General features: G+C 56.7%; 22 protein-coding genes and 2 pseudogenes. 14 read left to right on the top strand and 10 right to left on the bottom strand.

Annotation, left to right across the window (positions count from 1 at the left end):
- Nucleotides 1-105: 105 nt before the first annotated feature.
- Nucleotides 106-1,179, bottom strand: coding sequence for a diguanylate cyclase (locus tag AO353_RS21315; RefSeq protein WP_054596728.1), 1,074 nt, complete (start codon nt 1,177-1,179; stop codon nt 106-108).
- A gap of 362 nt (nt 1,180-1,541) precedes the next feature.
- Between AO353_RS21315 and glcD the strand changes: the two genes are divergently transcribed.
- The 5 genes from glcD to AO353_RS21290 all read left to right on the top strand — a co-directional run bounded on the left by glcD (nt 1,542) and on the right by AO353_RS21290 (nt 7,945).
- Nucleotides 1,542-3,041, top strand: a complete 1,500-nt coding sequence (glcD, locus tag AO353_RS21310) for a glycolate oxidase subunit GlcD (protein ID WP_054596727.1) — start codon at nt 1,542-1,544, stop codon at nt 3,039-3,041.
- Entirely contained in the window at nt 3,041-4,099 is a 1,059-nt protein-coding gene (glcE, locus tag AO353_RS21305; protein WP_054596726.1) for a glycolate oxidase subunit GlcE, read from the top strand. The genes glcD and glcE overlap by 1 nt, the downstream gene beginning before the upstream one ends.
- Nucleotides 4,100-4,102: 3 nt before the next feature.
- Nucleotides 4,103-5,320: a glycolate oxidase subunit GlcF gene (glcF, locus tag AO353_RS21300; protein WP_054596725.1), complete on the top strand. Its 1,218-nt coding sequence runs from the start codon at nt 4,103-4,105 to the stop codon at nt 5,318-5,320.
- A gap of 110 nt (nt 5,321-5,430) precedes the next feature.
- Nucleotides 5,431-6,828: a VOC family protein gene (locus AO353_RS21295; protein ID WP_054596724.1), complete on the top strand. Its 1,398-nt coding sequence runs from the start codon at nt 5,431-5,433 to the stop codon at nt 6,826-6,828.
- Nucleotides 6,829-7,675: 847 nt separating this feature from the next.
- Nucleotides 7,676-7,945 (top strand): DUF6124 family protein, encoded by a 270-nt coding sequence (locus tag AO353_RS21290; protein ID WP_054596723.1) that lies wholly within the window; start codon nt 7,676-7,678, stop codon nt 7,943-7,945.
- Between the two features lie 368 nt (nt 7,946-8,313).
- Here the strand turns inward: AO353_RS21290 and AO353_RS21285 are convergent, their stop codons facing one another.
- Both AO353_RS21285 and AO353_RS21280 read right to left on the bottom strand, forming a co-directional pair.
- Complete coding sequence (locus tag AO353_RS21285) at nt 8,314-8,634, bottom strand: plastocyanin/azurin family copper-binding protein (protein ID WP_054596722.1); 321 nt, start codon at nt 8,632-8,634, stop codon at nt 8,314-8,316.
- Between the two features lie 13 nt (nt 8,635-8,647).
- Complete coding sequence (locus AO353_RS21280; protein ID WP_054596721.1) at nt 8,648-9,619, bottom strand: metallophosphoesterase family protein; 972 nt, start codon at nt 9,617-9,619, stop codon at nt 8,648-8,650.
- Between the two features lie 147 nt (nt 9,620-9,766).
- Between AO353_RS21280 and AO353_RS21275 the strand changes: the two genes are divergently transcribed.
- Complete coding sequence (locus AO353_RS21275; RefSeq protein ID WP_054596720.1) at nt 9,767-10,279, top strand: sigma-70 family RNA polymerase sigma factor; 513 nt, start codon at nt 9,767-9,769, stop codon at nt 10,277-10,279.
- A complete protein-coding gene (locus AO353_RS21270; protein WP_054596719.1) occupies nt 10,272-11,030 on the top strand; it encodes an anti-sigma factor family protein in 759 nt (252 codons plus the stop codon). Before AO353_RS21275 ends, AO353_RS21270 begins: the two co-directional genes overlap by 8 nt.
- A 302-nt stretch (nt 11,031-11,332) precedes the next feature.
- On the opposite strand, the gene AO353_RS21265 is transcribed toward AO353_RS21270, so the two are convergent.
- From AO353_RS21265 to AO353_RS30860, 5 genes and pseudogenes are all read right to left on the bottom strand, one after another.
- Nucleotides 11,333-12,406 (bottom strand): lipocalin-like domain-containing protein, encoded by a 1,074-nt coding sequence (locus tag AO353_RS21265; RefSeq protein ID WP_054596718.1) that lies wholly within the window; start codon nt 12,404-12,406, stop codon nt 11,333-11,335.
- Nucleotides 12,396-14,873, bottom strand: coding sequence for an ABC transporter permease (locus AO353_RS21260; RefSeq protein WP_054596717.1), 2,478 nt, complete (start codon nt 14,871-14,873; stop codon nt 12,396-12,398). Before AO353_RS21260 ends, AO353_RS21265 begins: the two co-directional genes overlap by 11 nt.
- A 1-nt stretch (nt 14,874) precedes the next feature.
- On the bottom strand, nt 14,875-15,543 hold the full coding sequence (locus AO353_RS21255; protein ID WP_054596716.1) for an ABC transporter ATP-binding protein: 669 nt from the start codon (nt 15,541-15,543) through the stop codon (nt 14,875-14,877).
- Between the two features lie 205 nt (nt 15,544-15,748).
- Nucleotides 15,749-17,227: a S41 family peptidase gene (locus AO353_RS21250; protein WP_054596715.1), complete on the bottom strand. Its 1,479-nt coding sequence runs from the start codon at nt 17,225-17,227 to the stop codon at nt 15,749-15,751.
- 80 nt (nt 17,228-17,307) lie between these two features.
- Nucleotides 17,308-17,487 (bottom strand): annotated as a pseudogene (locus tag AO353_RS30860) (sulfatase); the annotation flags it as partial.
- A 613-nt stretch (nt 17,488-18,100) separates the two neighbouring features.
- On the opposite strand from AO353_RS30860, the gene AO353_RS21245 reads away from it, so the two are divergent.
- The 4 genes from AO353_RS21245 to AO353_RS30005 all read left to right on the top strand — a co-directional run bounded on the left by AO353_RS21245 (nt 18,101) and on the right by AO353_RS30005 (nt 22,218).
- The gene (locus AO353_RS21245; protein ID WP_054596714.1) at nt 18,101-18,349 is read left to right on the top strand and encodes a hypothetical protein; all 249 of its coding nucleotides are present in this window, start codon (nt 18,101-18,103) and stop codon (nt 18,347-18,349) included.
- 79 nt (nt 18,350-18,428) lie between these two features.
- On the top strand, nt 18,429-19,850 hold the full coding sequence (locus AO353_RS21240) for an undecaprenyl-phosphate glucose phosphotransferase (protein ID WP_054598295.1): 1,422 nt from the start codon (nt 18,429-18,431) through the stop codon (nt 19,848-19,850).
- Between the two features lie 34 nt (nt 19,851-19,884).
- Nucleotides 19,885-21,027, top strand: a complete 1,143-nt coding sequence (locus AO353_RS21235; RefSeq protein WP_054596713.1) for a hypothetical protein — start codon at nt 19,885-19,887, stop codon at nt 21,025-21,027.
- An 84-nt stretch (nt 21,028-21,111) separates the two neighbouring features.
- Nucleotides 21,112-22,218: a glycosyltransferase 61 family protein gene (locus tag AO353_RS30005; RefSeq protein WP_081013784.1), complete on the top strand. Its 1,107-nt coding sequence runs from the start codon at nt 21,112-21,114 to the stop codon at nt 22,216-22,218.
- Nucleotides 22,219-22,539: 321 nt separating this feature from the next.
- Here the strand turns inward: AO353_RS30005 and AO353_RS21230 are convergent, their stop codons facing one another.
- The gene (locus AO353_RS21230; protein ID WP_081013783.1) at nt 22,540-23,457 is read right to left on the bottom strand and encodes a class I SAM-dependent methyltransferase; all 918 of its coding nucleotides are present in this window, start codon (nt 23,455-23,457) and stop codon (nt 22,540-22,542) included.
- A 158-nt stretch (nt 23,458-23,615) separates the two neighbouring features.
- Here AO353_RS21230 and tnpA point away from each other — a divergent pair, with 158 nt between their 5' ends.
- The 3 genes from tnpA to AO353_RS31290 all read left to right on the top strand — a co-directional run bounded on the left by tnpA (nt 23,616) and on the right by AO353_RS31290 (nt 24,759).
- Nucleotides 23,616-23,936, top strand: a complete 321-nt coding sequence (tnpA, locus tag AO353_RS32245; protein WP_081013782.1) for an IS66-like element accessory protein TnpA — start codon at nt 23,616-23,618, stop codon at nt 23,934-23,936.
- Nucleotides 23,933-24,067 (top strand): hypothetical protein, encoded by a 135-nt coding sequence (locus AO353_RS31880; protein ID WP_256583831.1) that lies wholly within the window; start codon nt 23,933-23,935, stop codon nt 24,065-24,067. The genes tnpA and AO353_RS31880 overlap by 4 nt, the downstream gene beginning before the upstream one ends.
- Before the next feature lie 191 nt (nt 24,068-24,258).
- Nucleotides 24,259-24,759 (top strand): hypothetical protein, encoded by a 501-nt coding sequence (locus AO353_RS31290; RefSeq protein ID WP_054596711.1) that lies wholly within the window; start codon nt 24,259-24,261, stop codon nt 24,757-24,759.
- Nucleotides 24,760-24,761: 2 nt separating this feature from the next.
- On the opposite strand, the pseudogene AO353_RS30850 reads toward AO353_RS31290, so the two are convergent.
- Nucleotides 24,762-24,881 (bottom strand): annotated as a pseudogene (locus AO353_RS30850) (transposase); the annotation flags it as partial.
- Between the last annotated feature and the right edge of the window lie 9 nt (nt 24,882-24,890).

The following is a 24,890-nucleotide window of genomic DNA, read 5'->3' as shown; positions in this document are numbered from 1 at the left end:
AAGCCTTGCTCCTACACAATCTGCATCAATCATCAATATCCGCCGCCCCCGAACCGTAGGAGCAAGGCTTGCCCGCGAAGACGACATCTGCAACACCGCTAAACCTCAAACCAACCCCATCGCCACCCGCTGCACCAGCCCATCGGCATGACAAATCACCCGGTTACGCCCGGTGGTCTTGGCCGCATACAGCGCCTCATCGGCATCGTTGAGCCATTGCAGGGCTTCAGTGTGCATCGGGTCGAACGCAGCCAGGCCGATGCTCAGGCTGACTTTCAACGCCGGATTCTGCTCGTAACCCACCCCCGAAAACCGATCGCGCAAGGCGTCCATCGCCTGGGCGGCGTGGGCCAGTGGCACGTCGGGCAGGATCACGCAAAACTCGTCGCCGCCATAACGCCCGGCCACATCGCTGGCGCGCAGGTTTTGCTTGAGGATTTTGCTCAACTGACGCAACACGATATCGCCAGCCACATGGCCGTAGGTGTCGTTGATGGTTTTGAAGTGGTCAATGTCGATCAAGGCAATCGCACCGCCCCGCTGCTGGCGCTGACAACGCTGGAACTCGACCTCCAGCGCATCTTTCCAGGCGCCGTGGTTCAACAGCCCGGTGAGGCTGTCGGTGCGACTCAGGGCCAACAGTTCGCGTTTGTGCTTGCCCAACGTGTGGGCCTGACGAAAGCAGATCCAGCCCAACACCAAGGGGTAAAACGTCAGCAACGGCAAACAGGCATACAACTGAACAGGGCTGGTTTGCGCGATGATCACCGGAAAGAAGATCAGCAGCCCGACACCCATGCCCAGCAACTGAGCCACCGTGCCGACAAGCAGAAAACGCAGGCCTCCAATGGCGACGTTGTTCATCGCCATCATTGACAACGTGGCAGTGCTGGGCAAGGGATTGAACTGGATGGCAGCGACCCAGAATCCGCCCATGAACGCGTCGATCAGAATATTGCGGTGTTCGGCGTGATAAGGCATAGGCGAGCGGCGCGCCCATTGATAGGCCAGGTGCGGCCAGATAAGGCCGTTGAACAGCATCAGCGCCAGCAGCCAATGCGGCGGTTTGAGTGGAATGATCGCCGCGCCCACGCAGAGCAGGCCCAGGACCATTCCCAGGATTCGCGATGTGTAAAGCCTCCGTGCCAGTGAAAGTCCCTTTCCTCCGTTATGGTGCATAAGGGGACAAAGCTCCTCTTCACTACTGACCTGAAACTACGAGTAACTCAGACAGGGATGTCTGGAAGTCTATCAGGGCGCAATCAAATAGCCATCACCGCTTGGCGGCCAGAAATAGCCCTGCCGGCAGGCCCATTGTCGAAATTTTGACTATAAATGACAAAGAACCCGGGCTTGAACACACCTCTGTAGCAGCTGCCGAAGGCTGCGTTCGGCTCGGTCCGCGCTCGGGCGTAGCAGTCGTGAACAGGAGTGACTTGGTATGCCTGACACAATCGAGTCCACCATTTTGCGACTGCTACGTCTGAACGCAGCCCGAGCCGAACGCAGCCTTCGGCAGCTGCTACGAGGCTTGTCATCTGATGAACATTCTCTACGACGAACGCATTGACGGTGCCCTGCCTCCGGTCGACAAGGATGCCTTGCTCAACGCCTTGCGCGAGCAGCTGCCGGAGCTGGACATTCTCTACCGCGAAGAAGAACTCAAACCCTATGAGTGCGACGGGCTCTCGGCCTATCGAACCACGCCAATGCTGGTGCTACTGCCACGTTATGTCGAGCAGGTTCAAGCCGTGCTCAAACTCTGCCATGCCCATCGGGTGCCCGTGGTGGCGCGTGGTGCCGGCACCGGGTTGTCCGGAGGTGCGCTGCCGTTGGAAAAAGGCGTGCTGCTGGTGATGGCGCGCTTCAACCAGATCCTCCACATCGACCCCGCCGCTCGCACCGCACGGGTTCAGCCGGGAGTGCGCAATCTAGCGATTTCCCAGGCCGTCGCACCGCTTGGCCTGTATTACGCGCCGGACCCGTCCTCGCAAATCGCCTGCTCGATTGGCGGCAATGTCGCGGAAAACGCCGGTGGCGTGCACTGCCTGAAATACGGCCTGACCGTCCACAATGTGCTGAAACTGGAAGTGCTGACGATTGAAGGCGAACACCTGACCTTAGGCTCGGACGCACTGGACTCCGCGGGGCTCGACCTGTTGGCGCTGTTCAACGGCTCCGAGGGATTGCTGGGCATCATCACTGAAGTCACGGTCAAACTGCTGCCCAAACCACAGGCGGCCAAGGTGCTGCTGGCGAGTTTCGACTCCGTGGAAAAAGCCGGAGGCGCCGTGGCCGAGATCATCGCTGCCGGGATCATTCCCGCAGGCCTGGAGATGATGGACAACCTGGCCTTGCGCGCCGCCGAAGACTTCGTTCACGCCGGTTACCCGGTGGACGCCGAAGCGATTCTGCTGTGTGAACTCGACGGCGTCGAAGCCGATGTACGCGATGATTGCCTGCGGGTTCGCGCCGTGCTGGAACGGGCCGGCGCCAGTGAAGTGCGCCAGGCCCGCGACGAGGCGGAACGGGTGAAATTCTGGGCCGGACGCAAAGCGGCGTTCCCGGCAATCGGGCGCTTGTCGCCGGATTACTACTGTATGGACGGCACCATCCCGCGACGCGAGCTGCCTCGGGTGCTCAAGGGGATTGCCGAACTCGCCAGTGAGTACGGCTTGCGAGTCGCCAACGTGTTTCACGCCGGCGACGGCAACATGCACCCGCTGATCCTGTTCGACGCCAACCAGCCCGGCGAGCTGGAACGCACCGAAGCCCTCGGCGGGAAAATCCTCGAACTCTGCGTCAAGGTTGGCGGCAGCATCACCGGCGAGCACGGTGTCGGCCGCGAGAAAATCAATCAGATGTGCGCGCAGTTCAACAGCGACGAGCTGACAGTGTTTCACGCAATCAAAATCGCCTTCGACGCCAAAGGCCTGCTCAATCCCGGCAAGAACATTCCCACCCTGCACCGCTGCGCCGAGTTTGGTGCGATGCATGTCCACGGCGGGCAACTGCCCTTCCCCGACCTGGAGCGTTTCTGATGCGCACCGAACAGGACCGGGACGCCAGCGCGGAATTACTGGAGCAGATCAACCAGGCCCGGGAGAACGCCACGCCGCTGCGCATTCAAGGCGCCAGCAGCAAGGCCTTCCTCGGTCGTGAGGTGGCTGGCGAGGTGCTCGACACCCGCGTCCATCGCGGCATCGTCAGCTATGACCCGACCGAACTGGTGATCACCGCTCGCTGCGGTACACCGCTGAGGGAATTGCTGGCGGCGCTGGATGCGGCCGGTCAAATGCTCCCTTGTGAACCGCCCTCCTTCGGTGAAGACGCCACGGTCGGCGGCATGATCGCCGCGGGGCTATCAGGCCCGCGTCGCCCGTGGGCCGGTTCGGCGCGTGACTTTGTGCTCGGCACCCGGCTGATCACCGGCAACGGTAAACAGCTGCGGTTTGGCGGCGAGGTGATGAAAAACGTCGCCGGTTATGATCTGTCGCGGTTGTTGACCGGCAGCTTCGGTTGCCTCGGCGTGATCACCGAAGTCTCGCTCAAGGTCCTGCCCAAACCGCGCCAGTGCCTGAGCATCAGCCTGGAACTCGACAGCGCCCACGCCTTGAGCAAACTCGCCGAGTGGGGCCAGCAACCGCTGCCCATCAGCGCGGCGTGCCATGACGGCCGGCAATTGCACCTGCGGCTTGAGGGTGGCGAAGGTTCGGTCAGCGCCGCCCATCAGCGACTCGGTGGCGAGGTGCTGGACGCTCAATTCTGGGAGGCGTTGAATGAACAACAGCTGACATTTTTCGATGAAGGGCTGCCGTTGTGGCGTCTGTCATTGCCGAACAACATCGGCCCGCTGACACTGCCCGGCGAACAGCTGATCGACTGGGCCGGCGCGCAACGCTGGTTGAAATCCGAGGCGCCGAACATTCAGTCGCTGGCCGCGGACCTGGGCGGCCATGCGACGTGCTACAGCCACGGCGTCAGCGACACGCCGTTCCAGCCGTTGGCGCCAGCGCTGTTGCGCTATCACCAACAGCTCAAGGCCCAACTCGACCCTCAGGGGTTGTTCAACCCTGGCCGGATGTACGCGGAGTTCTGAAGCATGCAGACCACCCTCAGCGAACAGGCCAAACGCCTGCCCCGCGCGGCAGAGGCCGAAAGCATTCTGCGCACCTGCGTGCACTGCGGGTTCTGCAACGCCACGTGTCCGACCTATCAGTTGCTCGGCGATGAACTGGACGGCCCACGAGGGCGCATCTACCTGATCAAGCAAGTGCTCGAAGGTCACCCCGCCACCGCCCAGACCCAATTGCACCTGGACCGTTGCCTGTCGTGCCGCGCTTGCGAAACCACCTGCCCGTCCGGAGTCGATTATCACAACTTGCTGGACATCGGTCGCGCCGTGGTCGATCAGGCGGTGCCGCGCTCGGCTGCCCAGCGCGTATTGCGTCAGGGTTTACGGGCGATGGCGCCGAACCCCGGACTGTTCAAGGCCTTGTTGCAAATCGGTGCAACTTTCCGACCGCTGATGCCGCGCGACCTCGAAGCCAAACTGCCACGCGACGTGCCGCCAGCGGGAAATTGGCCAACCACGGTGCATGCGCGAAAAGTGCTGATGCTCGAAGGCTGTGTGCAACCGGGTTTGTCACCGAACACCAATGCCGCCGCGGCGCGGGTGCTGGATCGACTGGGGATCAGCGTCAGTACCGTTAGCCAGGTCGGATGCTGCGGGGCGTTGGACTATCACCTCGACGCTCAGGAACAGGGGCTCAATCGCGCCCGCCAGAACATCGACGCCTGGTGGCCCGCGCTGGAAAACGGCGCCGAAGCCATCGTGCAAACCGCCAGCGGCTGCGGTGCGTTCATCAAGGATTACGGGCATTTGCTCAAGACCGATCCGGCCTACGCGGCTAAAGCCAAACGGGTCAGCGAGATGAGCAAAGACCTGGTGGAGATCCTGCGCAACGAACCCTTGGAGCGAGTGTGCGCAGCCACCGAACGACGAATTGCCTTCCACTGCCCGTGCACCTTGCAGCACGCGCTAAAACTCGGCGGTGCAGTCGAAGAACTACTGACCCGCCTCGGCTTCAACCTCACCAGCGTGCCTGACAGTCACTTGTGCTGTGGCTCGGCCGGGACGTACTCATTGACCCAACCGGTGCTCGCCCGGCAACTGCGCGACAACAGGCTCAACGCTCTGGAAAGCGGCCGGCCGGAGCTGATCGTCACCGCCAACATCGGTTGCCAGAGCCACCTCGCCAGCGTCGGACGGACACCAGTCCGGCACTGGATCGAGCTGGTGGATCAGATATTGCGTTGATCGCAGCAGTCATTTGCAGAATGAAGTTCAGAAGAAACTTCGTTTGTCAGCGTCGCCTGTGCCGAACAGAATCGGCCTACTCCACTGTCACTGCGCCGGGATTCGTGTTTATGAGCAACCACAACGTCGTCAGCCCAGACCTGATCCGCCAACGCTTCTCGCGAGCGATGTCAGACATGTACCGCGAAGAAGTGCCGCTGTACGGCGCCTTGATGGAACTGGTGGCGCAGACCAACGTCCAGGTGCTCGACAGCGATCCGGCGATTGCCCGACAGTTACGCAGCACAGGCGAAATCGAGCGCCTGGACCTGGAACGCCACGGGGCGATCCGCGTCGGCACCGCGCAAGAGCTGGCGACGCTCTGCCGCTTGTTCGCGGTGATGGGCATGCAGCCAGTCGGCTATTACGACCTGACGCCGGCCGGAGTGCCGGTGCACTCCACGGCGTTCCGCGCCGTGCATGAAGCGTCGTTGCAAGTCAGCCCGTTCCGGGTGTTCACCTCGCTGCTGCGCCTGGAACTGATCGAAAACCCCGAGCTGCGCGCGTTTGCCGAATCGGTGCTGGCCAAGCGTTCGATCTTCACCGCGCAGGCGCTGAAGCTGATCGAGCAGGCCGAACAACACGGCGGACTCGACGAGCAACAAGCCGAGGACTTCGTCGAACAGGCCCTGGAAACCTTCCGCTGGCACCACCGCGCCACCGTCACCGCCGCGCAATACCAACAACTCAGCGCCCAGCATCGGTTGATTGCCGACGTCGTCGCCTTCAAAGGCCCGCACATCAACCACCTGACACCGCGCACGCTGGACATCGACATCGTGCAGGCAAAAATGCCCGAATACGGCATCACCCCCAAAGCGGTGATCGAAGGCCCACCACGCCGCCAGTGTCCGATCCTGCTGCGCCAGACCAGTTTCAAAGCGCTGGACGAACCGATTGCGTTCACCGATCAGCAACAGGCTCTCGGCAGCCACAGCGCCCGCTTCGGCGAAATCGAACAACGCGGCGCCGCGCTGACGCCTGAAGGCCGCGCACTCTACGACCGCTTGCTCAACGCCGCCCGCGACGCACTCAACGACTTTCCCAACGAAGCCAACGCGGCGCGCTACCACAGCCTGATGGAACAGCACTTCAAAGCCTTCCCGGACAGCTACAACGAAATGCGCGAACAGGGTCTGGCCTACTTCCGCTACTTCGTCACCGAAAAAGGCCTGGCGGCTGATAGCGATGAACTCGGGTCCGCGTCATTGCGTGGCTTGCTCGACGCCGAGTACATCCGTGCAGTGCCGCTGGTGTATGAAGATTTTCTGCCGGTCAGTGCAGCGGGGATCTTCCAGTCGAACCTGGGTGACGCCGCGCAAACCCACTATGGCGAGCATTCGAATCGGCAGGCGTTTGAACAAGCGCTGGGGCGGTCGACTATTGATGAACTGGCGTTGTATGCCGATACGCAGCGGAGGTCGATTGAGGAGTGCTGCGCCGCGCTTAATGTGCCGTCGCTGAGCTGAGCGGCTGGCCCCACCGAACCCCGCACGCCGGCCCCAAGAGTTGCCGAGGGCAGCAACACCTGCACAGTAAGAAGAGTCGTTGTCACACTAGACGGCATGAAAACCGCTTGTGGTGCCACTTATATTGCCAGCCATCCAAAGGGCGCTGTGATTAGCCAGTTGAGGCGCCCCTTCAAACATTTACTGAGGAAATACTCCGCACAGTGCATTTCCCTGATAACCATGAACGATAGGCCCTAATACCATAAGAGGGCCACATGCATAAAATGGAGACTCCCAGGATTGTCCAGCGTGAAGCTTGCACACAGGCAACTTTAATGGAATGGGGAGAATGACAGCCCATAGCGTGATACCACACCACTCTCGCGTGGTCAGGTCGCTGTCTGTTTTCTGGTAGGTCAAGGGGATGCGCTCTTTTTCTTTCTCTGGCATTGATACCACTACCCCGACACAGCCAGTGAGATACATGGATATTGCGGTTACGGCCAGTATGTTTTTTATAGAGCGCTTAGGGGGCATCAGTGGCTTCATCCGTAAATCCATCAGTAAACAAAGACGACAGTCGACAGACCTTGTCGAATCACGTTGAGACCGCTCGCAAGGCCGTCAGGGCACAAATTAATCACTGAGATAGCCGGATCATCAGCAGAAACACGGGCTTCGGACATTTCCTGCACGCTGTAGCGGTTTTGGTGAACTTGTGTCGAATGGGTCAGGCGAATAGCCTTCGTCTGTCGCTGCAGAATCAGTGGCAAGGGTGTGGAAGCCCTTCAAAAAAATCTAGGTGCACGAGCGCCTCTAAATTCAAGCAGGCGCTTTTCCTTGATTTGGTTTCAGGAACAAGCCAATGAAAAAGATCACCCCCAATCGTCCCACCCCTGTCAGCTCTATCTTCGCCCTCACCCCCGACGTCGACACCGAAACCCTGCTGATCCACACCTCCGAAACCCTCGCCTCGCTCAATGCCATGGCCACCGATCTGGCCTTTGAACTCGAAGGCTCGCGTCGCAGCGTGGCGTTGGCGATTCAGCAGTTGGCTGTGCTGGGCGAGTTGATGGTCAACCGGGCGCTGGAACACCTCGACACGCATGATTCGGCATCTGGCGTTCGCCATTGAGTGTTCAGGTTCGTTTATCCAATGGATGGTTCAGCCATAGCTCGCGTTAATGCCCATCAGTTAATGTAAATCTTTGGTCAGGCGGGCATTTGTGGCGAGGGGGCTTGCCCCCGCCGGCCGGTTCGCGTTCGGACGAAGCCGTCATAAAATCGGCGGATGCATTTTTCCTGATGCAATGCGATCACCGATTTTAGGGCCGCTTCGCGACCCAGCGGGGGCAAGCCCCCTCGCCACAGGTTCTGCGTGTTGGTGATTGTGCTGCGATCTCCTACATTAGATCTTTGCTGTTTCGGACTTTGCGTTCACTTGATTGACCGTTATCAAACCCTGGAGTCACCCATTTTTTCTGCGTTACAACGCCCCTCCCCTCACTTCGCCGCACTGACAGTGATCTTCCCGATCATCTGCGGGTGCAGCGTGCAGTAGTATTCAAACGTCCCCGGCGTATTGAACTGATAGGAAAACTGGTCGTTTGTATCGAGCGCCGGCGAATGGAACACCTTGTGGGTTTCCATAATCGTATGGATCGTTTGATCGTCGTTGACCCAGGTCACTTTGGTGCCCACCGCTACCGTCACGTCCTTGGGCGCAAACATGAACTCCTTGATATCGATTTTGGTCCCTTCCGCCCATGCAGGAATCGACACCATCAGCCAACCCAAGGCCAGAACCCGCAGTAAATGCTTCATCTCAGCGCCTCCCCTAAACGAGTGTTGAATCGATCAATGCCAACGGATGATCGCCCTGCGTCGCCTTGACCTCGGTAATCCCCAGGTAGTTGCGCAGTTGATCGGCTGCCACGGTCATCGGTCCCGGTGCTGGCCCGACTCCGGGTGCGGGTTGCGGGTAAGCCGTGCCGCGTGCGGTGTGGAAGGTGATGTTGCCCTCGACTTTCTGGATGACCTGATGGATATGGCCATTGAGGACCGTCACCGAACCGTATTTGCGCAGCATGGCGATGGCCTGATCGCCGTCTTCGGTGCCCCAGCCCCATGGCTGGTAGATCGTCCACAATGGAATGTGGGTAAACACCACAACCGGTGTGCTGGTGCTCACCGCCTTTAAATCATCCTGCAGCCAGGCCAGTTGCTCGGCACCGAGCGTCGCCTCATGGCCGGCCTGGAAGTTGAAGACGTTGACCAGCGCGATGAAGTGCACGCCATGGTCGTTGAAGCTGTACCAGCCATTGCCTTTGGTACCTTTGCCATAGCGCTCGAGATAGAGCTTGCCGCCGCCCTCATCGAGGGTGTCGTGCTCACCCGGTATGTAGTGCACGGTTGAAGGCAGGCCTTTGAGCACAGACGCGGCAGTATCGAATTCCTCCGGTTTGGAGAGGTGGGTGATGTCGCCTGTGTGGAGGATCAGCGAAGGTCGTTTCGGCAGCGCGATAACTTTGTCGATGGCGACCTGCAAGGTCTTCAGCGGTTCGGGATTGGCTTCCTTGTTGAAACCGATGTGCGAGTCGCTGATTTGCACGAAGTGGAAGGTGCTGTCCAGCGCTTTCGGGTCCTTCACCTGGCCATCTTCGCCCAGGGCGAACGCTCGGGGAATGCCGCCGCTCAATGCCCAGATGACACCGGCACCCGCCCACGCCGAGCACTTGAGCAGGTGCCTGCGGTCGGGGTCCAGGGGGCCATCTGTACGCTTTTCATGTGATGCCGGACGAATGTTCATGGGAACGCCCTCGTAGCGGTCTACATTGATGAACTGACAGGATGTAAAACCGCGCCGGTCGGGGGTTTATTCCCGGGAAAAAATATTTTTCATTCCGGGAATAAAACACAGCGAATCCGGGTTATAGGGGGCAAAGGCTGGGGCACTATGAAGCGATTTGAGGAGCTGCTTGCACCGCATATGGATGCCGCTTACAACCTCGCGCGCTGGCTCACCGGCAGTGACAGCGCGGCACATGATGTGCTGCAGGAAAGTGCACTCAAGGCGTTCAGATTTCTGCATCGCTTTGCCGATGGCAATGCCAAGGCCTGGTTCCTGACGATCGTCCGCAACGAGAGTTACAACTGGCTAAAGGGCTCGGCCAGCCATCGTTGGGTCGCCATCGGCGATGAAATCTCGCAAGACAACTTTGCCCTGAGCCACAGCCAGACACCGGAGCTGCTCGCCATGCAGGCCGAAGACGCTGCACGGGTTCAACAGGCACTGCGCGCCCTGCCCCCGGCCTTTCGCGAAATGATCGTCCTCAAGGAATTGGAGGACATGCCTTACAAGGACATCGCGAAGGTGGTCGACATACCTCTGGGAACCGTCATGTCGAGACTGGCCCGGGCTCGCGCCATGCTCAAGCTGGAACTACTGAAGTTGCAAGGCCATGAATGAGATCAACTGCACGGTCTGCCACGAATTGATTCATGGCTACCTGGACCATGAACTGGACGCCACGACCACCGCGAACGTTGCCGGGCATCTGTCGCAGTGTGCCGACTGCCAACGTGTGCATGACGAAATGCAACGGCTGATCACCAGCGTCAAGGCCTATGCGCCGTATTACGCGGCGCCCGATGCGCTGATTCAACAGGTCTTCGTCAATCTCCCGTCACCGACCTCTCCGTGGCAAGCGTTGAGAGATACCACGCGAAAGTGGCTGGCACCGGCTTTTTCCGCGATCGCACTGGCCATGGCCCTGGTGCTGTATGTGGCCACGCCTTCGCCTGAGCAACCCTGGCTGGACGAAGCGGTGTCCAGCCATGTGCGCTCGCTGATGGCCCAGCACTTGAACGATGTCGTGTCGTCCGACCGGCACACGGTCAAGCCCTGGTTTACCGGCAAGCTGGATTTTTCGCCACCGGTGTTCGACTTCTCGGCACAGGGTTTTCCTTTACTCGGCGGGCGCCTGGATTACCTGCAACACCAGACGACCGCTGCGCTGTCTTACGGGCGGGCGAAGCACATCATCAACGTGTTCATGGTGCCGACGACAGAAACCGATCAGCCCCGGAAAAACCAGTTCATCCGCGGTTACAACGTGGTCGCGTGGCAACACAATCACATGCGTTTTATCGTGATATCCGATCTGGAAAAAACCGAACTGGAAGCCTTCAGCCAGTTGCTTGAACAGGGTGCTTTTTAACGAGAGGTGTGATTTGAAGGTTGTCGGTGTGATGAGGCGCAGCAAGAAATGTTGTTTATCGCGCCTGGAGGAAGGTGTTCGCCCAGTGTTATGGCCTGGCAATCCATGCACCGGTAAAGAGCCCCGACACTGAGCGAACGGGGGAATTTTAATGCAACGCAAACGTTCTGTCCGCTCACAAATTCTGAATAAATCTGGACACAATGTTCCCGCTAATTTGTTTGTAACGAAAAAAATCGAACCAATCCGACCACCCTTGTTTCCCTGAGCAGGAGCGCATGGATACCGGGCGGCGCTCTGGATCAGTACCCGGTCATTTCCAGATACCCGTTGCCGGCATGGCTGCCGCTCACCTGCACCGGCCCCTCCCAGTAGGGAATGCGCAAATCCATCCAGGCCCCGGGGTTCAGCGCGCTGCTGGTGATGTCCAGGCCTTTGCCCGGGACCTTGATCGACCAGCGCGTCGGCAAACGCCGCCCGGCCACCTCGGAAGACGCCAACGGTGTGAGGCTGATCTCGTCTCGCGAGAGTTGCACAACGCTGCCGTCCGGGTTGATCCAGCTGCCGGTCAGGTACACCCCTCCGCCCTTCTGTCGAATCCGGTACAGCATCACTTGCGCGCCACTGTCCAGGTGCAGGGAAAACCAGTCCCAACCGGTCTGGTTCGCCGTCAGCGGCTGGCTGCTCCACTCACGGTCGAGCCACGCCCGGCCACTGACCTGATACGTCGTGCCGTCGATTTCCAGGCTGCCGCTGGCCTGGAAGAACGGCTGGCTGTAGTAGTACGACGCCTGGCCCTGCTCGGATTTTTGACTGAAGCCTTGCTCGCCTTGCAGCACCAACGGCCGATTTGAGGTGAGTCGCAGCCGATAGTTGAAACCCTTGCCGCTGGCCTGCATGTGCATCTCGGCCAAAGGGTTCGCGGCGTCGGTTTGAGTGTTCAGGCGCCAGTCATCGATCCACGCCGTAAACGGCACGTTCTGAACCCCGGCCTGGCCGACGCCACCGCGGGCGTAACGCTCGGCGGCGTAGTGAACGGTCGCCGAGGTCACTGCCGCATGACCGAGCCAGACGATCTGGCTGGCCCAGCCGGGTTGCTCGGGCCCGGCCTTCAGCGCATTGCGAAACAGCGTCCACTGCACGCCGAACTCCCGGCCCTGCGAGTCCTTGAGGTTGGCGGTGATGTACCACCATTCAACGCGGTAACCCTCATGCGCACCGTGATCGGCCGGGAAGCTGAAAACCCGGCCCGGCGTCACTTGCTGGAACGCCGCCGCTTCACTGCCCAGCCCGGCGAAACTTTCGTTGTGCGTCGATGAGTCATCGCAACCCGTCAATGCCAGCAACAACACGCCAACGGCCCAGTTAATCCTCATGGGCAAAGCTCCTCAGCAGGTCCGCCGGTTGCGTGCGATAGAGCTTGAACAATGGCCAGGCCGAGGCCAGTAACGTCGCCAACATCGCCAGCCCCATCAATTCCACGAGTTGCAACGGGAACACCCGCAACGGCAGGCGCCAGCCAAACGCCTGAACGTTGATCACCGTGTCCAGGCACCAGGCCAGCGCCAGCCCCAAGGGTAACGCCACCACCAATGTCAGCAGGGCCAGCAACCAGGTCTGCCCGAGGTTGAGCAGCATCAATTGTCGGCGCGTCACGCCCAGCGCCCACAACGGTGCCAGTTGCCCGAGACGGCTCTGACTCTGGGTCAGCAAACTGATGAACAGCGCCACACCGGCCACGCCGAGGGTCAGGCTGTTGAGCGCCGCCGTCGCCGCGAAGGTCCGTTCGAACACCTGCGTCGACCAGCCCTTGAGTCGGGCCTGATCGACGATACGGCTGTCATCCAGGGCAAAGCGCGATTGCAGCGCCGTCAGTAGCGCGGGGATTTGCGCCGGATCGATACGCAGGTTGAAGCGACTCGGCGTCAGTTGCGGCCAGTAATGCAGCAGGTGTTCAGCGTTGACCAGCAAGTGCCCCTTGGGGTTGCCGTAGTCGGCATAGATCCCGATCAATTGCGGTGACCACGCGCCTTGTGGCGTGGGAATGCTCAGGTGGTCACCGAGCCGCAGCTTGAGTCGACGGGCCAGTTGTTCGCTGAGCATCACCGTGTCATGCGCTACCAACTGATCCCAGGGACGCTCGCCCAGTGCTTCAAGCAACGGCCAATGCTCGCGATAGGTCGGATGATCGATCACCCCGAAAAGGTCTGCCGGCCAGCCCTGCAACGACACCGCGACCTGCCAGCTCGGCAACACCGCGTTGATTTTTTGTTCCGGCAGCCACTGTTGCAGTTCGGTGGCCTGTGCCGGGTTCTGCGGGTTGACGTAAAGCTCGGCAGTCAGCCGTTGCTCCAGCCAGTCACTGAAGGTCTGACGAAAACCGGCGGTCATGCTGCCGGCACCGATGTTGGCCGCCAGCGCCAACAGCAGCGCCATCAAGGCCAGGCTCAGGGCAGGCAACTGCTGACGGCAATCGGCGAGAAACCATTGCCCCAGCACCGATCGGCTGCGCCGCACGAGCCGATTCAATACAACGTCGAGCAGCACCGGCAAACTCAATGCAGCACCGATCAACAACGCAGCCATCAACACAAAACCGCTGGCCAGGCTGTCACCCCACAGCAACGCAATCAGGCCGATCACCGCAGCGACTGCCGCCACCCAACCCTGACGCCGCAACCAGCGCGCGTGAGCCTGATGCCAGGCTTGCGGATTGGCCAACGCCAGCAGCGGCAATTGCGCCGCCCGCAGCAAACTGTTCGCCCCGGCCAGCAGTGCGCCGAGCAGGCTGACAGCGAGCCCGCTGAACCACCACAGCGGGCTGAGGCTCAACCGTCCCGCCACTTCCGCGCCATATAAACCACGCAAGCTGGCGGCAACGTCCGGCAACAGCAGGCTGGCCAACAGATAACCGCTGACCACTCCGGCCATCCCGCCGAGCAGTGCCAGCCCACCCAATTCAAGGCTCAGGCAGAAGATCAGCGTCCGCACGCTGACCCCACAGGCGCGCAGGGTTCTGAACAACCCGCGACGTTGCTCCAGCGCCAGACCAATAGCCGCGTGGACAATGAACAAGCCGACCACGAACGACAGAAACCCCAGCGCGTCGAGGTTCAGGTGGAAGCTTTCGGTGAGCCGCGCCAGATTGTTTTCCTCGCCGCTGCGCTTGAGTTGCAACTGCTCCGTCAATTCGCTGGGTAGCTGAGGCTCGGTGGCGGCGAACTCCCTGGGCAACAACAGTCGCGACAGCTGTGCCGGCAAACCCAGCACCTGCTGGGCAACTCCGATGTCCACCAGCAATACGCCGGGGGCCATGTCGACCTGACTGTGCAACGGCGGCAAGGTCTGCCCGTTGAGGTTTTGCGGTTGGTCGCCGTCACGTAAACCGAGCGCCTGCAAGGTTGACGGGGCAATCCAGGTACGGCCCGGCGGGCCGACAAAATCGACCATCTGCGCCATGTCGAGGTGTTGTCCGGCCAGCGCCGAACCGCTGGGCAACGACAACGGCTCGATACCCATCAACTGCAAGCGCAGGTCTTCATGCCCCTTGAGTTGCAGTCGCGCCTGCAACACCGGTGATACCGGCCAACCGGCCCGGCGCAGGTTGACGAACAACGCCTGAGAAAAGGTCGCGCCATTCGGCGCACTGAGGCTGGCTTGGGGTTCACCGCCAATCAGCTGACTGGCGCGGGCGTAACTTTCTCGCGCCTGACTGTTCAGCGCCTGTACCCCGGTCAGCAGGCCGGTGGCCAGCCAGAGCCCGGTCAGCACACTGAAAAACTGCACCGGGTGCTGACGCCAATGGCTGAGCAGCGCTCGCAAGGTTTCACGCAAAACGTCCATATCAGCGTTGGCCTGTGTCGACCAGGCGTCCACCGTGCAGCAGCACTTTTTCTGCCAGCCGTGCGGCGACCCGTGGGCTGTGAGTGACCATCAACAAACTGCTGGGGCTGTCATCGAGCAGCTCCAGCAGCAAGTCGAGCACCTCATCGCTGGTGTGTTCATCGAGACTGCCGGTCGGCTCATCGGCCAACAGCAGACGCGGACGCGACGCCAGCGCCCGACCGAGAGCAACCCGTTGCTGCTGGCCACCGGATAACTGCTCCGGATAACGTTGGAGTAAATCCCCCAGCCCCAACCGCGCCACCAAGTGCGCTTGCCAACGCAGGTCATGACGTCCGGCGAGGCGTGCCTGGAATGCCAGATTGTCCTCGACCCGCAGGCTGCCAATCAGGTTGTACTGCTGGAACACCAGGCCGATTTCAGTGCGCCGCCAATTTGCCAGTTGCCCTTCGTTCATCTGTTCGAGGCGCTGATCGCCCATGCGGATGCTGCCGCGATCAACCTTATCGAGCCCGGCAATCAAGTGCAGCAAGGTGCTCTTGCCACTGCCGGATTCGCCCATCAGCGCCAGACTGCTGCCTTGCGTCAGTTGCAAGTCGACACCTTGCAACACCGCCAATGGGCCCTGGGGTGTGGCGTAGCTTTTGAACACGCCTTGGACCTGAAGCATGGGAACGCTCGTTCGACAGGAAGTCAGGCCAAGGATAGCGGACAGGCATGCACGCCCTGCATGGTTTTTGTTGGTTAACGATTGTCGAGGCGTCTGGCGTGCAATCTGAGCTCAAAGCGGGTCTCGCCATTATGATAAGAAGATCGGCGAATTGCTCAGCAGCCTCACCAGCTTAAGCCCGCAGTGCAGTATCGTTTAATAACTGTCAGATCGTATCAAGAACCCATTTCTGCACGGCCGCAGTATCATTGATATCCCCATCAAAGATAAAGCTCGGATCATAACTTTGGTTATTTCCTCGCGCTCGGTCTCTCCATACCTTTAACGGTAACCAGAACTGGGCACCACTCGGCAGTGATTGAGAGCCTATATCAATATACTGCGTGTCGGCACTCGTTGGTAATCCCAGATGGACAGTCCCCGGAATAGCAAGAACAATGTCCGCAAAGTCTAGACAGGCGCTAGCGCAAAATGAGTCCGTCACCAGCGCAAGCTTACCTTTGAAGCCTTGGGCATTAAACCCTTTCAACTTCCCTTGATCTATTGACGAAGAACTCGGCTGCCGCAACCAATCTTTTTTCTCACGAAGCGCGAGCCCCATCGATCCAGTTAAACCAGAAACAAACTTATAGGCCTCACTGCTTTTTCCATAATCACCCTCCATGGACTTTAGAACATGACTGAGCGTTGACAATGCAAAAGGAGAAACACGCCACATCGCATACGCGCGAGATTGCTCACCCACACCATTCACAACTTTTGAACCTAACAGAGCAGAAAGTATTTCAACACCCACTAAACTGTTACCACCGCGATTACCACGTGCATCAAGCACAACCAGCTTGGCATCATTGATACTTTTGATGCCGCTTAGCATTTTATCGAGGGAGGCATTTTCAGCTGCTGAAGGTGTGAAATTTGATACGTGTATCCAGTAGCGCCCGTCTCCCAGGTCTTTTAGAGTCTGTGGCGGTTGAGGCTGCGACAGTAAAGGATCCAGCTCCCCGCGCTCTTGCCGCCATAACAAAGTAAAGTGCTGTTGATCTCCATTTGGGAGAGTAACCAGGCAGTTGTTTGGCAAGACTCTGCCCAGCACGGGATAATTGACATCATCCACCGTCAACTGCGTAGCCAAATGCAACCATGTCGAGTGCAATTTAAGTCTACGATCAATATAGGGCGACAGGTCACTTTCCAGTATCTCGCGGACTGACTTATTATCACACGCCACCACCTCGGACCCGACGGGAGGTAAAGGCACAGGCCAGTCTTTAGAGACATTCTTTACAATAAAGCTCTGCCCCTTCATCCCCAAAACAAAACCTGCCCAAGAAGACTTCTCCTGTTTTGATTGACTCAGCCCTACGTGACCATCCTGAAAACCAGCAATGTAAAAATTGAGAACGGCTAAAGAATCTTTCTTCGACTTGACCTGCGCCGACAGTTGCCGAGCTTCTAAATACCCCTGTTCAACCCAGCTCGCAAAAGCCTTATTGTTACTGTCTAAAGCGCCTGGATGAGCACTGACTATCAGTTGATGCATAGCAGAAAGGTCATTATTTGTTAACTCCTTCCATTTTTTTGCATCAGCTTCTTCAGCTAGAGCGAAAGAGGGTACAAAAAAAATAGAGCACAGCATTAACCGTACGGTTCTGGAAAAACACACACTGACAGCAAGACTCATCTTGAAACACCACAAAAAGATAGTTAATGATAGTGTTTCTGTTCACATTTTTCACTACAGCCCACGCCGGTCTGGTCGAACTGGGCGTCGATGTAGGCCGTATGCAACCCGGCCTTCTTTGCGTATTGCCAGATCGACGGCAGGCTCGAATTGATACGCGTGTAGTCCGTGCGCGCACCGCCATAGCGCAAGGTCACGTTGGTGTCGGCGCTGCAGTTGGCGACGGAAGCGACATAGCCGTAGTTGAAAATGTCGAGGCCCGAGCTCCTTCAGGTATCTGGTCATGAGTCCTCTCTCGCTCCTGATCGGTATGGCGAGTTAGTGACTGGCCATTTTTGGGCACTAGCAGCACGCACTTAAAGCGCAAGAAATGCCATCTAACGTGCAAAAGCGTCAAAAAACAGATGACTCAAAAATGACACACCTACATCTTGTAACCCTTGTAACTCAAGCCTTACGACCGTTTATCGCTTTCTTTACAGCGTCTGTAATGCCTCAACCACAGGCAGAGTCGCAGTCTGACGGCACTTGATGGCAGATCGCCTAACGCCTGACCATTTTTCAACAGAGGATCATGTCAGTTTGCTGACATGGTTTGTCCACGCTGGGCTATACCCCGACATAGCAGAAAGCTTCTTTCAGGGAGGATCTCCTGGATGGGTGTCGTGCCAGTGAGAGTCGATTGGACGTCCAGGCCGAAGTGAGTCCAGGTCTGGAGATTATGTGATCGCGGATTGCCGTCGTGGCAAGACGGTTGTGGAGAGCCTGCGAAGCGCCTATTGCTGCAGATAAGCGCTTACACGTTTTTATGAGATTGGCTGTGTCACGGCTGGCGGCTCATATTCCGCATTGACCTCCAAGGGGGTGAATTCGATGAAGATGTATTTGAGCAAAGTTGGCAAAGACGCTTGGGGCGCGCTCCTTGCAGTCTGTTCTGTTGGCTTGGCGGCCTGCTCCTCGCCGGCTGAGAAGGCCAGTAGGTATTACGAGAAGGGTCTGGCGCTGATGGTTCAGGGCGACGTGCTCAAGGCTCTGGCACCAGGAGAGCTGTCAATGTGGTGCGAATCATCGAAGCTGCGATGCACCGCACCGCTGATGGATCATTCAACGCTGACAAGTTAATTAATAATTATATCTTCATTGCCTTTTTTATTACTTAATAGATAAGCGTTTTGGATTCTCAATTTAATGAGGTCTAATGATGATATTCGAACCCAGCAGTAGCCGCTCCATACTCCAGCGACGAAGCAGTACCAGTAACGCTATTCAGGCCGGTCTCGATTTTGTTGCGGTGATCGGTGTCGCATGGTATTTGATCGATTATCATATCGGCGTTATAACGCAAGCGTATGTCATCATGCTCCTGTTGCTGCTTGGGGCGTTGGCTGTCGTGTACGACCATTATGCTATTTACCGAAGCAATGTTGGATTTACCGTCAAAGCATTTAAGCTTTTGAAGGCGTGGCTTGCCGCTTTTGGTTTTCTCGTTGTCATGGCCTTTCTGACCAAACAAAGTGAACAGTACTCGCGCTTATTGGTTGCGCAGTTATTTATTGTTGGATATTTCGCTCAGTTGCTTTTGCACCTGGCGACACTCGAAGTGCAGAAGAAACTCTTGACCCACCCGAATCATTTGGAAACCGCTCTTATTATTGGCTCGGGGGAGCTGGCCAGCTTCCTTCACCAGAAAATAAGCAATAATCCCTGGCTGGGTGAACGAGTGGTCGGTTGCGTGTTGATTGGATCGCGCGATGTTCGAGGGAAGGAGGGTTCAGAAAGCACGCAACGTTTGTCGATACTGGGTAATATCTCCGACCTTGATAAGTTAATCGTGCGACATTCCATTCGTACCGTATATTTCGTTACACCTCTGGATGGCTCGGAGGTCATTAAGGATGTTTACTTAAAGCTGCTTGATAAGCACATTGCTATTAATTGGGTGCCTGACATTTTTTCACTGCGCTTGATCAATCACAGCGTTCGTGAAATTGCCGGTATTCCCGTGCTGACTTTGTCTGAAACTCCACTGATGGGGATGCGTCTGTTTCTGAAGAATGTTGAGGACAAAGTCTTGGCTTTTCTCATCTTGCTTCTGGCGGCTCCATTGCTGGTGGCTATAGCGATTGCCATCAAGGTCGATAGCCCTGGGCCGGTGTTCTTTCGACAGGAGCGCATGGGGTGGAGTGGAGTTTTTCGTATCTGGAAGTTCAGAAGCATGGTCGTCCATCAGCCGGAAGACGGCATCGTCAAGCAGGCAGAAAAGAATGATCCGCGCATGACCAGGGTTGGAGCCTTTATTCGGCGAACTAGCCTGGATGAGTTGCCACAGTTGTTCAACGTTTTGATGGGGGAAATGTCCCTGGTGGGGCCTCGCCCGCATGCTATTCAGCATGATGCGCAGTACTCGCCTGGCATCGCAGACTACTTTGCGCGTCACAATATCAAGCCAGGCATCACAGGCCTGGCTCAGGTGCGTGGCTTTCGCGGTGAAACGAAAGATATAGAACAGATGATTCAGCGTGTTGAGTCTGACATTGAGTACATCAACAACTGGTCGCTCTGGCTCGATTTCGTCATTCTTCTGCGAACGCTGTTTGCCTTCTCCGGCAAGCGAGCCTATTAGCCAGTCTGAAGGCAAGTTAAAAAGAGTGCCGAAAATGAAAGCGTATTTAGCGGTGCAGATCCGAAAACTCATATCTCCCTCAATACGATTTGAGCTAAGAAAAACTACAGCCTGGCTGCGAGACATACTTGGGCGAGTCTGTTTCTGGCGCTGGGAAATTGTCAGATTCAAGCTGCGCAAAGACAGTCCTTACGACATCCTCTATGTGGGAAGAAGAGCACAGCGGGAGATGGCCAAGGTTCTCATGGGGGTAGAGTCTCCTGTGGCCGACAGCAAATCGGAATCGGATAAATCAAACCGTACGGTTCTGGTCAGTGAAATACCAACCTTGGGCGCGTTGTATGTACCTCACTTTCTGAGTGCTATCGTGCCGCTGGGTCGTTCCATCGACGATATCACGGCGGGATACGATAGTAAGTTACGTCGAAACATACGCAAGAACCAATCGCGCTACCGAATGAAGCAGGCGCTGACGGACGAAGAAATTGAAAGAGCCGACAGGGAAATGCTTCAACCCTATGCCATCGCAAGGCATGGCACTGCCGCCTCGCAAATTGCCCCACATGAAGTGTTAAGGATAGCAAAGACTTTCGGCCGGCTCGATCTAATACTGTTGGAGGACGAAATTGTTGCATGCCAACTTGCGTGCGTAATTACTCGGGCCGGAAAGCGCTACTGGAGCATGATACGTGCTGGCTATCCTGAGGCGGTTTTTTCAGATGCCAAAAGGCTGAATGAAGTCAACTCGATCACTACATTTATGGAGCTTGAGTGGGCAATAAACAATGGCTTTGACTATTATGACATCGGTACTTGCCTGGCCCGTCCAGACGATGGGCTTCTCGAATGGAAAAGAAGACGTGGCGGTGATGTTGATACGCTGGGCAACCACGCTTATATGTTTGTCCGACTACCCAAGGTGGGTGCAGCCCAACTCCTTTGGCATACACCGTTATTTGCTGTTGAGGGAAAAAAACTGACACTTCATCTTGGCTTGCCGGACGGGCAAAACGATGAGGAAGTGGCGACTCGTTATATTAACATGGGGTTTGGCGGACTATACAAAATTTATCTCTACTGCGCCAAGAGCCCAAGCGAACTCCTTCTCGACAGGTTACGTAGTCGTTATGCTCACTTGAAGTCCCCGCCCATTGTGGAGAGAATTATATCTACCTGAGCAGCTTTCTGATGTTAAAAAATGCAGTTTAGGCGCTTGCGCTATTTACTGTTTTTTTGTAACGCGGATTAGAGTGAAGATGATATGTCAGAATTACGCGTGTTAACGAGCAGCCACCGGACAACATGGAACCTTGCTGCATACCGGCATATTGTAAGAGCGCGTGTTATGCGAAAGCCGGCGGAAACCCCGCAAAGTGCAGCGGTGAAAACCTGGACTATTGCGCCTGGCGAAACATCAATTTCTCCACCGGCTTTTTTCCTGCCCAATCAACTCGAACGTGTGACAGGATGGGAAGAAGAACGCTTTTTTCCTTACGAACACCCTCGTCGTACAATGGAAGGAATCGGCAGCGTTGATCATGGTCCAACACGGGGCTACCTGCTTAAAGATGTCTGGCTGATAGATGGAACACTCTACAAGGGCAACGCAAAATCCTGCTTATCTCCCAGATCTGGTTGGCTTCCAAAAATCTCCGTGGAAACCGAGATGGAGCGCGGGGCGATTTACTGTACAGCAGGTGGAAACAAATGGTTTGGCTCCTGGCTGATGGAAGACTGTGTCACTTACCCATTAGCATGCGACGAAGGAGTTCCGGTGACGACCGCGCCATCCACCAGGTCTCCTCTATTTCCCCAGACTCCCGAATATGAGGACTGGCTTGGCATAACACCGGTTCGTTTGCGCAATGCGTTTTTTCATGAGCTCGTGATATTCGATGATCTAAGTCAAAATCGAAATAGGCATTTACGCTTCCGCGCGATGGGTGAAAAATTACTATCACACGTAAGGTACAGCTCTCACCCCGGAGTTTTCATTCTGCGAGGCGGCAACGGTGAATTGCGACTGTTACACAATGAAATGGAACTCGCTGAACGTCTGCATAACCGCAGAGGTTTTCGCATTGTCGACCCTTCGAAAACCGATGTCCCAACCATCGTAGCGACCTGCGCTGGAGCAAAAACCGTGGTGGGGGTCGAGGGGAGTCATCTCGTACATGGTGTCAATGTACTTCAGCCTGGCGGCTCATTGCTGGCTCTGCAGCCCCCGAATCGTTTCATCTGTTATTACAAGTATCTAACGGATCGCGATCACCAAAATTTTGGCTTTGTGGTGGGAACGCCAGAGGGCGATGGCTTTAGAATCGACCCCGATGAGGTTGAGCGCACTCTAGACCTATTCCCTTCATGAAGACTTGATCTGAACCACGCTCCTCGCTCCAAGGTCGAGCCCCCATTCCGAGTGATCAAACACCCATTTGGGTATCAGCAACGCGCCTTGGGTCAAATTTCAATCGGCAGGGAGGGTCAGTTTTCCGTAGGCGCTCCATGCATCCGGAAAAGTCGAAGATTGTGTATTGCAAAGGGTGGATGCTGGAGCTGAGTGCAACACGGTTATTGAATTGAAGTCGGGGCATCCCGACCGCGGGCCTGCTGGCCCACGTGATGGTGGCGAAGTTATCGCTCACTGCTGCTCGAAAAACCAGTTTTTAGAGGCACCCTAAAGAGCCGACTAAAGTTTGCGGAAATACAACTGGGTCGTCGGCAGCATCGCTGGACCTAGCAGCCGCTTCGCAACGGTCTTCACGAACTTCATCGAGTCGCACGTTACGCAACTGACCGGCTTGCGAATAGGCGCGAAACCTAATCGCGTAGCGAAGCGCTTAAGCGTTTCTGGCGTAAAGGCGTTGATGTGTTCAAGTGGGTGGATTTTTCCATAATCGTCTCTAGTTTCGATGGTGCGCACTCCCGAGCAGTCAGGTGTCTCAAGCACTAGAATGCCACCGGTTGCGAGAAGTTCGCTCAATCGCAGCATTAGGCCGTGTGGGTCGTCGAGATGCTCTAAAACCTCAAAGAGTGTCAAAGCATGGAATGGGGACATGTTGGCAATGTCCTCAATCTCGGCGAATACTTTGGAGAAGCTGTTGTTATCGCGCTTTGCGGCTGACCGGTCCACGCCATACGCCTCGAAACCGTACATTGAACACATTGAAAGGAAGCCACCATAGCCGCAACCGAAGTCCAGCACACGAGGTACTTCGGAACCACGTAAGGAACGGGTTAGTTGTTCGATTTGGAGGACGTGCGCTGTGTAGCCTGCTGCCTTCCTAAACACATCTGCAGGTGTATTCGAATATTTCTCGAACGCTTCGATGGCGTCCTGCGACATCCACTTAGAAAATCGGCGCTCATTCCATTCCGGGTCGAGAATATAGCGATGAAACATCAAACCGCAATCTTTGCAGGCGACAAAAGACCATTGCTGTTCTCGCAAGAACGGAGCTGGATGCTCACCCCAAGGATCTTCTTCGACGAAGCGCTGAACCGCACCTTCATCAAACCGTCCCGCAGACAATTCGACTAGGCTGGTGCCGCCACAACTGATACATGCGGTTCGTACAGTAAATTTCGCAGTCTCGGTAGTGTTCATCTTTTTCCTATCCGATAAATGCTAAGGAAGGTCCGAAATAGACACCGATAATTGATGTCTTCCGCGTTCGGGCTCAAAAATTCGCCCTGGGTCGCTGAACTCTATCAGCGTAGCCAACGGGACTAAGATCTGCTTCGTTTGGGGGACGCCTCCAATAATTGAATCGTAAACGTAAGTCCTACCCGAAATCCTTCAAGACCCAAATCGTCCAAGAGTGCAAGCAGCCCGGTGTTTCCGTGGCGGCTATTGCGATGAGGCATGGCATCAACGCGAATGTCGTTCGCCGGTGGCTACCGCTTTACCGCGATCAGGAGGCTGCCACTCTGCCAGCTTTCATTTCTGTGAAAGTCAAAACAAAACGAAAGACCGAAACGTTGACGACTATTGAGTTAGCGCTTGGTCAGCAAACGCTCACCGTAAAGTGGCCCACTTCCGCCCCCGAAGGCTGTGCCCGATTCATCCGTGGGCTCGTTCAATGATCCGTATCGATGCCATCTGGCTCGCCACCGAGCCCATGGACGTGCGCGCTGGCACCGAGACCGCCTTGGCCAGAGTGATCGCACCGCTGTTTTGGGCGATGCTCAAGCCTGAAGCTATTTCATGCGGATAGAGCCCGCTTGATTGATGACTGACCTGTTTCCTGCGACGTTATTTTGACGCAATTGCACTGACTTTCTATTTATATTTATCGTAGTGACGCACTATTGACGCGATAGCGATGTGCCTACTATGCTCAATTTAACTTGATAAGGAATCCTTCATCCGACAAAAGCATACTCCTCTGCTCAGGGAGGCGATGTTATGCACCTGACACTTTTTATTAAGTCCGTTTTGTTATTAATACTCCTGAATGGTGCGACTATTTCTAGTGCTCAGGCGGCCAGTTTGGTCTATGAATCTAATTGCATGAGCAACTCTGGCGAGGATTTAGGGCCTCAACCAGGCATGCTGATCAAAGAGCGCGCGGGTGGCAACGCCATTGGCTTTCACACCGACTTCTCCGGCGATTCTGACACACAGAGCATTGCGACCAAGGGCGTGCTTAACAATGGGGTCAACGCTCTCGGCGAGTGGGTCAGCTTCCTTGGGCCGTGCGCCAATACTTCTTCATTCAAAAGTTTAATTGCGGCGCTTGCCAATGGCCAGTTCAGGGTGGGTCGGCATGTCCAGGGTATAGGTCTGGCTGGGACAGCCAATTCTTATATCAATCAACGGAGTACGGTACCGCTTCCTGCGGCAGCATGGTTATTTTCTTCCGCGTTGTTTGGATTTATCGTGTTTGCCAATCGACGGAAGGTGTAGGTAGTGCTTTCGTACAATGCCTTCCCATGGTCGGATCGCTGCAACCGAACCAGTTCTGCAACAGATGCACGCGCAGCATCGCCATCAACGTAGAGGCCGGACGAACCGCCCTCGCCCTTCGGCAATGTATT

The organism is Pseudomonas fluorescens (assembly GCF_001307155.1).
GTDB classification, from domain to species: domain Bacteria; phylum Pseudomonadota; class Gammaproteobacteria; order Pseudomonadales; family Pseudomonadaceae; genus Aquipseudomonas; species Aquipseudomonas helvetica.
Note: the sequence above shows the minus strand (reverse complement) of the source record. Positions and strands in the feature narration are given on the sequence as shown.

What these genes read in the sequence shown, in the direction of transcription:
- AO353_RS21295 (WP_054596724.1), top strand. Translation starts at nt 5,431, where the DNA reads ATGAGCAACCACAACGTCGTCAGCCCAGACCTGATCCGCCAACGCTTC.
- AO353_RS21235 (WP_054596713.1), top strand. Translation starts at nt 19,885, where the DNA reads ATGAAAGCGTATTTAGCGGTGCAGATCCGAAAACTCATATCTCCCTCA.
- AO353_RS21280 (WP_054596721.1), bottom strand. Translation starts at nt 9,619, where the DNA reads ATGAACATTCGTCCGGCATCACATGAAAAGCGTACAGATGGCCCCCTG.
- glcF (WP_054596725.1), top strand. Translation starts at nt 4,103, where the DNA reads ATGCAGACCACCCTCAGCGAACAGGCCAAACGCCTGCCCCGCGCGGCA.
- AO353_RS21240 (WP_054598295.1), top strand. Translation starts at nt 18,429, where the DNA reads ATGATATTCGAACCCAGCAGTAGCCGCTCCATACTCCAGCGACGAAGC.
- AO353_RS21285 (WP_054596722.1), bottom strand. Translation starts at nt 8,634, where the DNA reads ATGAAGCATTTACTGCGGGTTCTGGCCTTGGGTTGGCTGATGGTGTCG.
- AO353_RS21315 (WP_054596728.1), bottom strand. Translation starts at nt 1,179, where the DNA reads ATGCACCATAACGGAGGAAAGGGACTTTCACTGGCACGGAGGCTTTAC.
- AO353_RS21290 (WP_054596723.1), top strand. Translation starts at nt 7,676, where the DNA reads ATGAAAAAGATCACCCCCAATCGTCCCACCCCTGTCAGCTCTATCTTC.
- AO353_RS31880 (WP_256583831.1), top strand. Translation starts at nt 23,933, where the DNA reads ATGATCCGTATCGATGCCATCTGGCTCGCCACCGAGCCCATGGACGTG.
- AO353_RS21245 (WP_054596714.1), top strand. Translation starts at nt 18,101, where the DNA reads ATGAAGATGTATTTGAGCAAAGTTGGCAAAGACGCTTGGGGCGCGCTC.
- glcE (WP_054596726.1), top strand. Translation starts at nt 3,041, where the DNA reads ATGCGCACCGAACAGGACCGGGACGCCAGCGCGGAATTACTGGAGCAG.
- glcD (WP_054596727.1), top strand. Translation starts at nt 1,542, where the DNA reads ATGAACATTCTCTACGACGAACGCATTGACGGTGCCCTGCCTCCGGTC.
- AO353_RS21260 (WP_054596717.1), bottom strand. Translation starts at nt 14,873, where the DNA reads ATGGACGTTTTGCGTGAAACCTTGCGAGCGCTGCTCAGCCATTGGCGT.
- AO353_RS21265 (WP_054596718.1), bottom strand. Translation starts at nt 12,406, where the DNA reads ATGAGGATTAACTGGGCCGTTGGCGTGTTGTTGCTGGCATTGACGGGT.
- AO353_RS21250 (WP_054596715.1), bottom strand. Translation starts at nt 17,227, where the DNA reads ATGAGTCTTGCTGTCAGTGTGTGTTTTTCCAGAACCGTACGGTTAATG.
- AO353_RS21270 (WP_054596719.1), top strand. Translation starts at nt 10,272, where the DNA reads ATGAATGAGATCAACTGCACGGTCTGCCACGAATTGATTCATGGCTAC.
- AO353_RS21230 (WP_081013783.1), bottom strand. Translation starts at nt 23,457, where the DNA reads ATGAACACTACCGAGACTGCGAAATTTACTGTACGAACCGCATGTATC.
- AO353_RS31290 (WP_054596711.1), top strand. Translation starts at nt 24,259, where the DNA reads ATGCACCTGACACTTTTTATTAAGTCCGTTTTGTTATTAATACTCCTG.
- AO353_RS21255 (WP_054596716.1), bottom strand. Translation starts at nt 15,543, where the DNA reads ATGCTTCAGGTCCAAGGCGTGTTCAAAAGCTACGCCACACCCCAGGGC.
- AO353_RS30005 (WP_081013784.1), top strand. Translation starts at nt 21,112, where the DNA reads ATGTCAGAATTACGCGTGTTAACGAGCAGCCACCGGACAACATGGAAC.
- AO353_RS21275 (WP_054596720.1), top strand. Translation starts at nt 9,767, where the DNA reads ATGAAGCGATTTGAGGAGCTGCTTGCACCGCATATGGATGCCGCTTAC.